The sequence below is a fragment of the Saccharospirillaceae bacterium genome, assembly GCA_022448365.1.
In the GTDB taxonomy this organism is placed as follows: domain Bacteria; phylum Pseudomonadota; class Gammaproteobacteria; order Pseudomonadales; family Oceanobacteraceae; genus Bacterioplanoides.
In genome coordinates, this window is sequence record JAKVCS010000003.1 from 409,648 (window position 1) to 424,318 (window position 14,671).

12 protein-coding genes are annotated in these 14,671 nt (G+C 49.8%); all 12 read right to left on the reverse strand.

What is annotated here, in order from left to right:
- Positions 1-1,521 carry an amidophosphoribosyltransferase gene (gene purF / locus MK185_05585; protein MCH2040085.1) on the reverse strand — a complete coding sequence of 507 codons (1,521 nt, stop codon included), beginning with the start codon at positions 1,519-1,521 and terminating at the stop codon, positions 1-3.
- Positions 1,522-1,550: 29 nt separating this feature from the next.
- A complete protein-coding gene (locus MK185_05590; protein ID MCH2040086.1) occupies positions 1,551-2,054 on the reverse strand; it encodes a CvpA family protein in 504 nt (167 codons plus the stop codon).
- A gap of 142 nt (positions 2,055-2,196) precedes the next feature.
- A complete protein-coding gene (locus MK185_05595) occupies positions 2,197-2,751 on the reverse strand; it encodes an SPOR domain-containing protein (GenBank protein ID MCH2040087.1) in 555 nt (184 codons plus the stop codon).
- A 13-nt stretch (positions 2,752-2,764) separates the two neighbouring features.
- A complete protein-coding gene (locus MK185_05600) occupies positions 2,765-4,024 on the reverse strand; it encodes a bifunctional folylpolyglutamate synthase/dihydrofolate synthase (protein ID MCH2040088.1) in 1,260 nt (419 codons plus the stop codon).
- A gap of 27 nt (positions 4,025-4,051) precedes the next feature.
- On the reverse strand, positions 4,052-4,855 hold the full coding sequence (gene trpA / locus MK185_05605; protein ID MCH2040089.1) for a tryptophan synthase subunit alpha: 804 nt from the start codon (positions 4,853-4,855) through the stop codon (positions 4,052-4,054).
- Between the two features lie 147 nt (positions 4,856-5,002).
- On the reverse strand, positions 5,003-6,244 hold the full coding sequence (trpB, locus tag MK185_05610) for a tryptophan synthase subunit beta (GenBank protein MCH2040090.1): 1,242 nt from the start codon (positions 6,242-6,244) through the stop codon (positions 5,003-5,005).
- Positions 6,195-6,884 (reverse strand): phosphoribosylanthranilate isomerase, encoded by a 690-nt coding sequence (locus MK185_05615; protein MCH2040091.1) that lies wholly within the window; start codon positions 6,882-6,884, stop codon positions 6,195-6,197. Before MK185_05615 ends, trpB begins: the two co-directional genes overlap by 50 nt.
- A gap of 51 nt (positions 6,885-6,935) precedes the next feature.
- Positions 6,936-7,811, reverse strand: a complete 876-nt coding sequence (gene truA / locus MK185_05620) for a tRNA pseudouridine(38-40) synthase TruA (protein MCH2040092.1) — start codon at positions 7,809-7,811, stop codon at positions 6,936-6,938.
- 11 nt (positions 7,812-7,822) lie between these two features.
- On the reverse strand, positions 7,823-11,473 hold the full coding sequence (locus MK185_05625; protein MCH2040093.1) for a hypothetical protein: 3,651 nt from the start codon (positions 11,471-11,473) through the stop codon (positions 7,823-7,825).
- A 291-nt stretch (positions 11,474-11,764) separates the two neighbouring features.
- On the reverse strand, positions 11,765-12,889 hold the full coding sequence (asd, locus tag MK185_05630) for an aspartate-semialdehyde dehydrogenase (GenBank protein MCH2040094.1): 1,125 nt from the start codon (positions 12,887-12,889) through the stop codon (positions 11,765-11,767).
- Between the two features lie 11 nt (positions 12,890-12,900).
- Positions 12,901-13,986, reverse strand: coding sequence for a 3-isopropylmalate dehydrogenase (leuB, locus tag MK185_05635; protein MCH2040095.1), 1,086 nt, complete (start codon positions 13,984-13,986; stop codon positions 12,901-12,903).
- 35 nt (positions 13,987-14,021) lie between these two features.
- Complete coding sequence (gene leuD, locus MK185_05640; protein ID MCH2040096.1) at positions 14,022-14,669, reverse strand: 3-isopropylmalate dehydratase small subunit; 648 nt, start codon at positions 14,667-14,669, stop codon at positions 14,022-14,024.
- Positions 14,670-14,671: the final 2 nt, after the last annotated feature.

The window sequence follows — 14,671 nt, forward strand, 5'->3', positions numbered from 1 at the left end:
TCAGGATTGTGATTCATTGTGCAAATCGATAGCGACATTTTCTACCGCATTGCGTTTACCCTTTGAGGCATCATTTCGCAGGGCGTGCAGTCGTGCAAAATACGCATCGTCGATATCACCAGTAATATACTCACCGTTAAATACCGAGCAATCAAACTGTTTCGCGTCGGTGTTACTGCCCTCGATACAAGCATCAATCAGATCAGGAAGTTGCTGATAAATCAGCCAGTCTGCACCGATCTCAGCGGCAATTTCATCCGTTGAACGATCGTGAGCGATAAACTCTTCTTTGGCGGGCATATCAATGCCATAAACATTTGGATAACGCACTGCTGGCGCCGCTGATGCAAAATACACATTTTTCGCGCCGGCTTCGCGTGCCATTTCGATAATTTGTTCACAGGTTGTGCCGCGTACAATCGAGTCATCAACCAGTAACACATTTTTACCGCGGAATTCCAGATCCAGTGCGTTCAGTTTCTGCTTAACCGATTTTTTACGCTGCTGCTGGCCCGGCATAATAAAGGTACGACCAATGTAGCGGTTTTTCATAAAACCTTCGCGAAACTTTACACCCAGGCGATTAGCCAGCTCCAGCGCCGACGAACGACTGGTATCCGGAATCGGGATGACCACATCGATATCGTGGTCCGGGCGCTCACGCATGATTCGCTCAGCCAGTTTTTCACCCATATGCAAACGGGCTTTGTAAACCGACATGCCATCAATAATTGAATCGGGGCGCGCAAAATAAACGTGTTCAAAAATACACGGTACCAACTGCGTATTCTCGGCGCACTGCTGGGTAAACAACTCCCCTTGCTCGGTAAGTACAATCGCCTCACCCGGCGCAATATCACGCTCAATTTTGAAGCCCGCTGCGTCGAGTGCAACCGACTCAGACGCTACCATGTATTCCTTACCATTTTCGGTTTCACGGCTACCGTATATCGCCGGACGAATACCATTAGGGTCGCGAAAAGCAATAATTCCGTAACCGCAGATCATCGCAACAACGGCATAACCGCCACGAACGCGCTTATGGACGCGTTTTACCGCTTCAAAAATCATTTCCGGCGTTGGTTTTAACTGATTCTGACGTTGCAGTTCATGTGCAAAAACATTCAACAATACTTCAGAATCTGATGTGGTATTGACATGGCGCAGATCGGCACGATAAATATCTTCGGCCAACTCGGCGGTATTGGTCAGATTACCGTTGTGCGCCAGCGTTATGCCGTAAGGCGAATTCACATAAAACGGTTGTGCTTCGGCTGAACTGGATGAGCCTGCCGTGGGATAACGGACATGACCAATACCAATGTTACCGACTAAACGCTGCATATGACGGGTACGAAACACATCACTGGCCAGACCATTGTCTTTACGCAGATACAATTTGCCTTCGTTACTGGTAACAATACCAGCGGCATCTTGCCCACGGTGCTGCAAAACTGTCAGAGCATCATAAATGATCTGGTTGACATGGGTTTTAGCAACGATACCCACTATTCCGCACATGCGCGTATAACCTCAAACAAGCTTAATAATTATTGATTCAGAAGAGAAAGAGACATCACCTGATCCTTTGCACCCGGCAACGTTTTACGTGCCCAGTCAGCAACCGATTCAAGGTGTGGAATCAGCATCGACTCCTGCCACCAGGAGTCCTGTGGAACGAGCGTAAACTGCAAACCATAAACCGCGGCCACCAGAATAATCAGGCCACGTACACAACCGAATACCATTCCGAAAACACGATCAGTGCCACCTAAGCCAGTCATCCGAACGACCTCAACTAACAGGTGATTGATCATGGCACAGATCACCAGTGTGCCGGCAAACAGGATGGCAAAAGAGACGATCCAGCGCAGTGAATTAGTATCAATGCTGCCTTCAAGCAGCGTAGCGAGATTACCGCTTAACAGGCGGGCTACCAAAAAGGCAAGAATCCAACTGGCCAATGACAGGGCTTCTTTGACGAAACCGCGTTTCAGACTGATCAAACTGGAGATGGCTAATACTGCCACGATTACCCAATCAATTACCGCCATGCGAGCTGTGCCTCAGACACTGTGCTAAAGCGCGCAGTATAGCAAAGGCGCTGCTATCGAAGGAACCTGAAAAAGCTCTGGGAAGCTGAGAAAAAGTCGTCAATCAGGGTTGCATTCTCAGCGACTGCATCCGACCAAACAGTCAGATTTTTGATTTAAACCGTTTTATATGAATATCGCGTTGTTTCAGCTCTTTCCGGAGTGTTTGCTGCAGCGCTTCTATTTTACTTCGTTGCAATTCCGGCCCGACGTAAACCCGGGTCAGTGCGTCGTTGGCGAATTCCTGAACGTAGGCTTTATAGCCTTTGGTCCTCAACTTGTCGCGAAGCGCGTGGGCATTGCTCCGCTTTTCAAATGCGCCGAGTTGCAACGTCCAGGCATAAGCCAATTGCTGATCATCCAACGCAGCACGATCTCCCTTAGAACCGACAGCGGCAGGATCATCCTGCTCAACCACTCGCACTGGCGCCAGCTCGATCTCGTTATCAGCTTCTCCGCTGGCCAGTGTCTCTAAATCGATGCGCACGTGACGCTGGTTATCGATCGGCTGCCACGGTTCCATTGCCGGCATTTCCGGCACAGCTGATTGAAGTTGAATATGGGAACGAGATCCATCAAGCACGATAGGCATTGCAATACCCAGCGCCAGCACAGTGACAAAAGCACCCAGAATACGTTTTTTAAGGTGTTGTTCCATGCTCCGGAAGCCCTCAGTATCGCTCTTGCAAATAATTCAGAGCAGCTTCTACCGTGTGAAAAGAGCCGGCGATCAACCAATGTTGACCAGCCAGAGAGTCTTTTCGTAGCAACTGCGAAATAGCTTCTCCCACAGTAGCAAATTCCTCAGTAGCCAAACAGTCATTTGCTGCAGCAACACGTTCCGCAAGCTGCGCAGCTGGCAGGCCACGCCAACACTTCAATCCGGCTAACCAATAATTAGGCATTGGGGGTAGCGTATTAATCAGTGCTTCAACTGGTTTATCTTCCAACATGGCGATAATAGCACCATCGACAGAACCCAGACGTTCTGCAACATATGCTGCTGCCTGCTGATTATGAGCAACATCCAGAGTGAGCGTTAATTCTCCGCCCGCTACCGGTACAATAACGGTTTGTAAACGACCCGCTACCGAGGTACTTTTCACCACATCTGCAACAACGGCGCGGTTTGGTAAACGTCCAATGAGAGACAAAGCCTGAATGGCCGTCGCGACGTTATGGTAAGGGATATTCGCTTTTGGCAAGTTCCATTCCGCCTGTCCTTCGTGCGTCAAAAAACTCAGTAATAGCTCATTATCGTGCTCGACAATATCAAACTGCTGACCACGACCGCACCATTGCGCACCTAAAGATTCGGTTTGCTTTCTGGCAGTATGCGGCGGGTTAGGTTGACCACAGACCAAGTATTTCCCGGATCGGGCAACACCACACTTTTCGAATGCGATCTGCTCGACGGTGTCACCCAACCAAGCCTGATGATCCAAACCAACACTGGTTACCAGAGAAATATCAGCATCAACAATATTCACGGCATCCAGTCGTCCACCCAGACCAATCTCAAGCACACAGGCGTCTAAACCGGATTGCTGAAAATACGACAATGCTGCCAGCGTCCCGAACTCGAAATAGGTCAGACCGGCATCGGCACGCGCGACCTCAACCTGTTCAAATGAGCGAACCAGATCGGCATCAGAGATCAACTCACCATTGATCTGAACACGTTCGTTATAACACTGGATGTGTGGAGAGCTGTAGACACCCACCTTCATGCCCTGAGCCATGAGCAGATTGGCTAATAATGCTGAAGTCGTGCCTTTGCCATTCGTGCCCGCGACCAGAATCACCAACGGCGCCGGCTTAAGACAACGCAATCGCTCAGCCACAGCTTTAACGCGCTCAAGACCCAGCTCAATTTCGCTGGGGTGCAGCGACTCAAGATACTCGAGCCACTGATCTACAGTCTTTATCATCGTAATAACGTTCTATAGTGCAGATATCTACTGATCCATCGCCGAGCGCATTTCGCGCATCAGTTCCGTCACTTCAGCCTGAGCCTGCAGAGGATTGTCAGCATTCGCGGCAATACGATTAACGATGGCACTGCCAACAATCACACCGTCAGCTACTTTGGCAACCTTAGCTGCCGTCTCACCATTCGTGATTCCAAAACCGACGCCTACCGGCACGGAGACGTACTTGCGAATCCGTTGCAGATTATGAGCAACGTCATCAATATCCAGCGCTTTCGAACCTGTTACACCTTTCAGCGACACGTAATACACATAACCACTTCCGGACTGGCCGATTTTTTCGATACGAGCATCGGTTGTGGTTGGTGCAATGAGGTACACCATATCGAGATCTTTCGCTTTAAAGATATCTTCCACTTCGGCCGCTTCCTCTGGCGGCAAATCCACCAACAGAACACCATCGACCCCAGCCTCAACAGCCCGATCAACAAAGTTCGCGTAACCCATGGCCTCTACCGGATTCAGGTAGCCCATTAATACTACCGGGGTGTGGGCGTCTTTTACCCGAAACTGCGTGACCATGGTCAACACGTCAGTCAGGGACGTGTTGTGCTCAAGCGCGCGCTCGCACGCAAGCTGAATGGTTGGACCATCGGCCATCGGATCGGAAAACGGAACACCCAGCTCAATGATGTCACACCCTGCTTCTACCAAGGCATGCATCATTGGCACAGTGGCCTCTTTATTTGGATCACCAGCAGTGATGTATGGAATCAAAGCCTGACGGCTTTGCTCTTTAAGCGTGTTTAAAACGGTCGTAATACGGCTCATTATTTCAATTCCTACCAAGCACACTCTGAGCAGCTGTCATTTTTGCTGCCGGTCAGGGGCTACCCCAATGCAACCGACGGCAGGCAATATCCTTTTGCCTGCTTTGCAAAACAGATTCTTTCAGACTGGCTTATTAATGTTGTTCGATCAGGCAGTAATGCCATCCAGTGAAGCAATCGTATGGATATCTTTATCACCACGACCAGATAGGTTCACGACAATCACCTGATCCTTATCCATTGTTGCAGCAAGCTTCATGGCGTATGCAATCGCATGGGAAGATTCCAGAGCCGGCATGATACCTTCTAACTGAGTCAGCTTGTAAAATCCGTCCAGTGCCTCGTCATCTGTGGCCGCCACATAATTCACACGCTCCACGTCTTTTAACCAGGAGTGCTCAGGGCCTACACCCGGATAGTCCAGACCGGCCGAGATCGAATGCGTACCCATGATCTGTCCATTATCGTCTTCCATCAGATAAGTCCGGTTTCCGTGTAACACACCCGGACGACCCTTGCACAATGGCGCGGCATGATCATCACCATCGAGACCTAAACCACCAGCCTCTACGCCGTACATTGCAACGTCTTCGTAGCCAAGGTAAGGGTGGAATAAACCAATGGCATTTGAACCGCCACCAACACAGGCAACCAGTGCATCTGGCTGACGACCCAACTGCTCATCACACTGACGAATACACTCACGACCAATCACACTCTGAAAATCGCGCACCAGCATTGGGTATGGATGCGGGCCCGCAGCGGTACCAATCACGTAAAAAGTATCATCGACATTGGTGACCCAATGACGCATAGCCTCGTTCATGGCATCTTTCAGTGTTTTGGTGCCGGACTCAACGGCCTCAACTTCAGAACCTAACAGCTTCATGCGGTAAACATTCAGCTTCTGACGTTCGACGTCGGTAGACCCCATAAAGACCTTACACTCAAGACCGAAGCGTGCTGCAACAGTAGCCGAGGCAACACCGTGCTGACCTGCCCCCGTCTCTGCAATGATCTTTTTCTTACCCATAAACTTGGCCAACAAAGCCTGGCCAATCGTATTATTTACCTTGTGAGCGCCCGTATGGTTGAGATCTTCTCGTTTCAGATAAATTTTTGCGCCACCCGATGCCTGTGTCAGCCTTTCAGCAAAGTACAATGGCGATGGCCGACCTACATAGTGGGCTAAGTCGGTATCAAAGGCGGCCTGAAAGTCCGGATCATTGCGCAACTTTTCGTACGTGCTGTTCAGCTCATCCAATGCCGAGGTCAGGGTTTCTGACACGAATCGACCACCGTGAATACCAAAGTGGCCGCGCTCATCTGGCAGCGTTAAATCAATTTTGCTGTTTTTTGCTGTTGCTTGTTCTGGTGTGTGAGTCGACACGGTACACCTCATCTAAAAATGCGTTAATTTTGCGGCAATCTTTGATGCCCTTTTGTTCAACACCATCAACCGTCATTTCGACACCGCCACTGACATCAACGGCAAACGGTCTGACCTGCTTGATAGCATGGGCAACATTAGTGGTGTTTAGACCACCGGCAAGAATAATGGGTTTAAGCTCAGGAGCTTCTTCAGGAACAAGCGACCAATCAAAGGTTTCGCCAGTCCCCCCGGGAACACCGGGTTTGTAACTGTCTAGCAGTACTGCCAGGGCGCCTGGGAAGCGCACGCAAGACGCCACCACATCCGACGCTTGCCGGACCCGGATGGCTTTAATGTAGGGACGGTTGAATTGAGCACAGAAGGCCTCGTCTTCATCACCATGAAATTGAAGTAGATCAATTCTAACGGCATCGAGAACAGATTGCACCTGTTCCACCGTCGGATTCACAAATAGCGCGGTCACGGATACGAATGCCGGAACGTCGGCAACCACCTCGACCGCCTGCTCAACGGTAACAGCTCGGGGACTGGGCGGATAAAAGACCAATCCAATTGCATCAGCCCCCGCAGCAACGGCTGAATTAGCATCTTCAGCCTGGGTGAGGCCACATATTTTACTTCGAGTTCGCAGAGACATAAGAAAGTGAAGTTTCAGGAGGAATCTGACACCATCATATCAGACACTTCCCTAAATCGGGGCCAGCCCGGCAGCTTCTTTTAGCTGATTAGCAAACGGCTGCTGAAACCCGGTTGCGTCCAGCAACGGCTGAAGCAATATCGGGCCGTAGGGATCGGACGGAATATTAAACTGCGAAGGAAAATCTACACCAACAAAGTACAATCCTTCGCCAGGAGCAGTGATACCAGCCTGTGTGCGTTCTCGCGTTTCAAGAACCTCTTTCATCCAATCAACAGGCTGATGCTCTTCACCAATTGGCAATAGTACGCCAACAATATTGCGAACCATATGATAGAGAAACGCGCTGGCTTCGAGCTCCAACATAATTAAGTCACCCCATCGTTTCACTTCGATACGATGCATGATCTTAACCGGAGACTTGGCCTGACAATCTTTTGCCCTGAAAGCACTGAAGTCATGCTCGCCCAACAAATACTGAGCCGCTTCGTTCATCTTTTCTGCATTCAGCGGATAGCGCCACCAGGTTAGCTGGTCATACTGCAATGCGGACTTGGCTTTCGAATTATTAATCAGGTAGCGATAACGTCGCGCACGAGCCTTGTAACGCGCGTGAAATTCTGGACTTACTTCATCAATCCATTGAATCGCAACGCCGTTGGGTAAATTGGTATTAATGCCCATTAACCAACCGTAATTACTGCGTTTGGCGGCTGAATCAAAATGAATCACCTGGCGCGTAGCATGCACACCGGTATCCGTGCGACCGGCACAAAAAACATCCACGTTATGATTAGCTACTTTAGAAATAGCGGCTTCAAGAGCCGCCTGTACGGTAGGTTGATTATGATGGGCTTGCTTTTGCCAACCGTGGAAGTGTGTACCATTGTACTCAACCACGGCAGCATAACGACGTACTTCGGTCATCTATTACTCGACTATGACAGATTATCCATCAGACCACGAGCGTCCTGCTTTTGCTGATCACTGCCTTCCTGCAGAACTTCTTGTAACAACTCACGAGCACCGTCCATATCTTCCATATCGATGTATGCACGAGCCAGATCCAGTTTCGTTGCACACTCATCGGTGCCAGCCAGGAAGTCAAATTCATCCTCTGCTGCCGCCAGCTTGTCGAGGTCGATATCCTGCTCCGCATCAGCCGGCGATGCCAAAACTTCATCGTCAATGACAGGTACTTCAGACTCATCGGCCACATCCGCTTCCAGCACTGGAACCTCTGCGACACCCGTTAATTCTTCTGTCGCGACTGAGTCATCACTTGCAACGGCGTCACTGTCCAGCGGTGCTTCGAAATCTTCTAATTCGGCATCGAGATCAGCGAGGTCGGAAGCAAAATCCATTTCTTCATCACTGTCATCCAGCAAACCAGACTCACCGGCCGCCTCAACCAGATCATCAGACCCCAGATCAAGAGCTGCATTTTCCTCAGCGTCAGACGCAAGATCGAACTCATCGCTCAGTTCTGATTCATTATTAACAGCAGCCAGGTCTTCCAGTTCTGATTCAAGATCCTCAAGTGGCTCTGCAACTTCCGCATCGTCACTCAGATCGAGCAATGCTTCCGGATCAACATCCTGCTCAGCGACAGAATCCAACTCGGCTTCCAGCGACTTGAGATCATCATCTTCGGATTCAGCGAAGCCAGTCCCCTGCTCCAGATCAAACGACAAATCTGGCAGTTCAGAATCACCAACACTTCCCTCAGCATCCATCAGACTTTCCAGATCAGCAAGTTCAGCTTCGGTGGCATCGTCGCCGGTCGATTCAGTCAACTCTGCAGCAAAGTCCAGCAACTCATCATCACCGGATGTCTCTTCAGGGATTTCCAGTACCGGCGATTCTGCAACCTCGTCGTCAACGGATGCTAACGAGTCTAAGTCGATATCCAGAGAATGATCGTCATCTTCGCCAAGTTCCAGCGCAGACAGCTCGTCTTCCATTTCTTCTGATTGCGACTCCTCAGCCAGAGACCCCAGGTCAAACTCCAGGTCATTACCATCAGAAAGATCGATGGCGTCTTCGGTTTCGGCCGCTGTATCGAAATTCTCCGCCGCTTCCAGTTCACCCAGATCGAAATCTAATAAGTTTTCTTCAGTATCGGAATCTGCAGGACTTTCGTTCAGGTCCAGCTCGTCGGAATTAGCATCCAGGCTCAGGCCCTGCTCGGATTCGGCGTCCAAATCAAAAGCAAGGCTGTCGTTATCGTCCAGATCGAGCGTTGGAACATCTTCCAGAGATGCCTCTTCGTTTAAAGATGGAATGTCGTCTTTTGCATCCGGCTCAACATTTAGATCCGCTGCAACCTCAGCCGAATCACCCAGATCAAAACTCAGTGCATCCGAGGCGTCATCGCCTGAACTATCAGACAGATCAAATGCTTGTCCATCGTCCCCAGCCGAAAGGTCAAGAGCGTCACCGAAATCAAGGCCATCACTGAATTCGTCGCCCAGGCTATCGTCCAGAGACGGAATATTATCGTCCAACGTCATCACGTCATCTGCCGCGCCTGCAGATGGAGCAATCGGCGCTGACAAACGGGAACGCAACTGCTCGGACTGATCGTTAGCATCGCGATCGCCCAGAGTGATCAAAGATGCTTCTTGTTTGGCAAAGGCATCTGCGTCATCCATCTCGACAAATACTTCGAGCAGCTTCAGACGCAAGTCGGAACGACTTGGCTCCTGCTCTATTGCACCGGATAACAGGTCAACCGCTTGCTCAAATTTGCCGTATGCGATGTAAATATCAGACTCGCTGATGACATCCTCGGTTTGGGCAACGGCTCCAAAATCGGACTCGTCTTCCCCGAGGTCATCCATTCCGAGATGATCTTCGCCATCGTGGTGGACATCATCGTGACCGACATCAATGTCTGCGCCAGACAAGTCGTCATCTTCAAAATCGATATCATCCAGCTCAGTGCCACCTGCGTAGGCATCACTGAAACCAACGTCAGCACCCTCGAACGCTTCCTCTTCGGCCTGAGAAGCTTTCCGTTTCTGGATCAACTTCACCGCACCAAGGACAAGCAACAACAATGCTGCCAAACCACCGCCCAGCAGTTCCGGGCGTTGTAGTAATGAATCAATAACGCCAGTCTCGGCACGACGCTCTGCTTCTTGCTTAGCAAGCATTTCTGCGATTCGGGCCTTCCGCTCGTCACGCGCTTTCGCATCATCGACCGCCTGATCAGAATCAGCGGATGATGGTTGCTGCTCCTGATAATTGAAATCTACTTCTTCAGACACCGCTTCAGCTACAGGGATCGGCTCTTCAGCTGAAACCTGACCTTCAGGGAGTGCCGTATCGGCCGTTGTTTCTGCATCGCCCTCCTCAGCTGCAACAGTCGTCTGATTCACATCAGACTCGCTGACCGCTCCACCCTCAGTGGCAAGCGCTGTTGCTGCATCGCCATCGACAGATTGTGCTTCGGTGACATCCGCATCGACCGATTCACCAGTCTGCTGCGCCTGCTGAACCTGAATTCCGGCAAGCTGGTCATCCTTAAGAGTAATCAAACGCTGAAGTGTGTTGAGCTGTTCTTCCAGCGACTCCAACCGCTGACGCAACTCCTGATTTTCCAACCGGCTCTTATCCAGTGTTTCCAGCGCTATCGCCAGGTCGTTCTCCAATGCTTGCTGGCGACCAGAACCCTGGCCATCCACATTACCACTAGCACCAGCCATCTCTGCATCGTCGCTTTCGGCTGATAGCAGTCGAACTTCACCACCCGCCTCTGAGGTTTGTGCAGGGGCTGGAGCATTACGACGTCCCGTTGCATCCAGCTGAGCAGCACCTGCGTTCAACGCCTGATTCTGTCGTTCAACTTCTGCTATGGCCTGGCCGAAGCGAATATTATCGATTTGTTCTGTATTTGGTATGCGAAGCACCTGGTGGGTCTTCAGACGGTTGATATTGCCACCGATGAATGCATCGGGGTTCTGCCGCTGAATTGCCAACATCATTTGCTGGGCACTGACGGAAGTATCCGGGCGATTCGCCAGTGCAATCTCCCAGAGGGTATCGTTTGGCTGAACTTTATACGTTCCGGGCTGAGCAGGTTTATCCAGCCAGTCATGGCTTTTACTGGCTGTGGCTACAGGTTTTGCCTCTACGGCAGCAACGCTTGTAACTTCTGCAGCGCTTGGGGCAACAACCAGCGGGTTGATCGTTTCCTCTTCAAAAACAGGAGGATCGAGCAGAACGGTGTACTCTCTGAGTACCCGGCCAGATGGCCAGTTCAATTCAACTAAAAAATTCAGAAAGGGTTCGGTGACTGGCTCACGCGTTGTCAGCACCAGAGAATCGCCATCGACTTTGAACTTGATTTTGGTCAGGAAGAACAGGCGATCAACGCCGGCACGTTCAAAGTCTTCAGTAGAAGCTAACGAAGGTTTGATTTCCCACTTAGACAAATCCGCAACATCAACCAGTTCAACCTCAGCATTGAGGGGCTGATTCAGTGCGGATTTAAGTGTCATCTCTCCAAGCCCCAATGCCAGTAGTTGGGAGGATAAAGACAATCCACCCGCCAGCATCAGAGATTTCGCAATTAGGCGCTTCATTAGTGCTTCCTTGTTGTTAAGGCGACGTCTCGCCTCTTCTTGTGTATCGAATCTAAAGCCGAAACCAATTTATTTTTTGAGATATTCCTAACCCAGCTTAGTTATCGATTCCATTCATAAGCAGCGTAAGTATCAGTGATAAAAATGCAATGCGCAATATTTTGGCGGCTTTCGGCGGCATAAAACCGATATTAAAGAATGAGTTAGCGCACTTTCAAAAGAAATGAGGTGAGAAAAGAGGAAGCGGGAATAAAAAAGCGGGGCTTCACCCCGCTTTTAGTCTAGACCGAATCAGCCAGCATTCAACAAAATGCGCAACATCCGGCGCAGAGGCTCTGCAGCACCCCACAATAATTGGTCACCCACGGTAAATGCAGAAATATATTCTGGGCCCATGGTCAATTTACGGATACGGCCTACCGGAATGGTTAAGGTGCCAGTAATTTTGGCTGGCGTCAGCTCTTCCATCGTCACGTCACGATCATTCGGAATTACCTTCACCCAGTCATTATGATCGGCCAGAATCTTCTCGATTTCATCAACCGACAGATCTTTTTTCAGCTTCAGCGTGATGGCCTGACTGTGACAGCGCATTGCTCCCACACGGACACACAAACCATCAATCGGTGTTGCGGCATCCTCTGTGCCAAGGATTTTGTTTGCCTCGGCTTCAGCCTTCCACTCTTCACGACTCTGACCAGACGGCAACTGCGAATCAATGTAAGGGATTAGACTGCCCGCCAATGGCACACCAAACTGATCTTTCGGATACTCCTCACCACGAATAAAATCTGCCACCTGGCGATCAATATCCAGTATCGCTGTCGCCGGGTCTTCGACCTTATCTTTGACGTTGGCGTGGATTGCACCCATTTGACTGATCAGTTCACGCATGTGCTTAGCGCCGGAACCCGAAGCGGCCTGGTAGGTCATCGGTGTTGCCCACTCAACCAGATCTTTTTCAAACAGACCGCCCAACGCCAGCAGCATCAGAGAAACGGTACAGTTACCACCCACATACGTTTTAACGCCGTTTTTAACACCTGCATCAATTACGTCACGATTGACTGGATCCAGCACGATAATGGCATCATCGTCCATACGCAGCGCGGACGCTGCATCAATCCAATAACCATCCCAACCGGCTTCACGCAGTTTTGGGTAGACGTCTTTGGTGTAGTCACCACCCTGACAGGTGATAATGACATCTTGTTGTTTCAACGCATCAACATCAAACGCGTCTTCTAATACACCGCTGTCCTTGCCCGCATAATCCGGCGCAGACAGGCCTTTTTGTGAGGTCGTGAAGAAGGTCGGCTTAATCAGGTCGAAATCTTTTTCTTCCTGCATACGTTGCATCAGTACGGAACCTACCATTCCGCGCCAGCCAACCAGACCTACTTTTTGTTCAGACATTTCTTTAACCTTTAAACGTTTTTCAGGGCAGCAACAACGGCTTCACCCATCTCTTCAGTGCTGACTTTGCTCATGCCGTTAGAATAGATATCGGCGGTACGCAGCCCTTGATCCAGAACATCACTCACAGCTTTCTCGATCGCATCAGCAGCAGCACTTTCATCCAGAGAATAACGCAACATCATGGCAGCAGACAAAATTGTCGCTAATGGGTTAGCGATACCCTGACCTGCGATATCCGGAGCTGAACCATGACAAGGCTCGTACATACCCTTGTTGTCCTTATCCAGAGAGGCTGATGGCAACATACCAATAGAGCCGGTCAACATTGCAGCTGCGTCAGACAGGATATCGCCAAACATGTTTCCGGTAACCATCACATCGAACTGTTTTGGCGCACGCACTAACTGCATAGCGGCGTTATCAACGTACATGTGAGACAACTCAACATCGGGATAATCTTTTGCAACGTCATTCATGATCTCACGCCACAGCACCGTGACTTCAAGAACGTTAGCCTTATCAACTGAGCACAGTTTTTTACCGCGTTTCTGAGCCGATTCAAATGCCACTTTAGCGATACGACGGATCTCTGATTCGGAATATACGTAGGTGTTGTAACCTTCACGCTCACCGTTTTCCAGCTCACGAATGCCGCGCGGCTTACCGAAATAAATACCACCGGTTAATTCACGAACAATCAGAATATCCAGACCAGAAACCACTTCAGGCTTCAGTGAAGAAGCATCAGCCAGCTGAGGATACAGAATTGCCGGACGCAGGTTGCCGAATAACTCCAGGCCAGAGCGCAGACCTAACAGACCTTTTTCCGGACGCAGTTCGCGATCCTCCAACTCATCCCACTTAGGACCACCGACAGCACCTAACAGAATCGCATCAGCTTTTTCTGCTTTCTGCATGGTCACTTCTGGCAGCGGCGTGCCAAACTCGTCGTATGCAGAACCACCAACCAGAGCGTTATCCAGCGCAATATCCAGGTTGAACTTTTCTTTCGCAGTTTCCAGAACTTTAACCGCTTCGGTTACGATTTCCGGACCAATGCCATCACCTGGCAAAATTAAAACATTCTGAGTCATTTTCTTTTCGCTTAACTTATAAAATTCTTAAAAACTTATTTAACCTGATCAAACAGCCATGGGTTAGCAGCACGGCGTTTTTCTTCATATGCCTTAATATCATCCGCATCCTGAAGCGTCAGACCGATATCATCCAAACCATTTAATAAGCAATGCTTACGAAATGGATCAACATCAAAGGCAATTTCATCACCATCCGGCTTGATAATTTTTTGCTGTTCTAAATCAACGGTTAATTGATAACCATCATTCGCATCGACCGCTTTAAATAAATCATCGACAATTTGTTCGTCAAGGATGATTGGCAACAAGCCGTTTTTAAAGCTGTTATTAAAGAAGATATCCGCATAGCTCGGGGCAATAATCGCACGAAAGCCAAAGTCCTCTAACGCCCATGGCGCGTGTTCACGACTGGAGCCGCAGCCAAAGTTTTCACGGGCCAATAGAACCGAAGCGCCCTGATAACGAGGCTGATTTAAAACGAAGTCCGGATTTAACGGACGACCTGAATTATCGGCATCCGGCTGACCTTCATCGAGATAACGTAATTCGTCAAACAGGTTGGGACCAAAACCGCTGCGCTTAATGGATTTCAGAAACTGCTTCGGGATGATCATATCGGTATCGATATTCGGGCGATCCATCGGAGCCACAACACCACTGTGTACAACAAAAGGTTTCATCG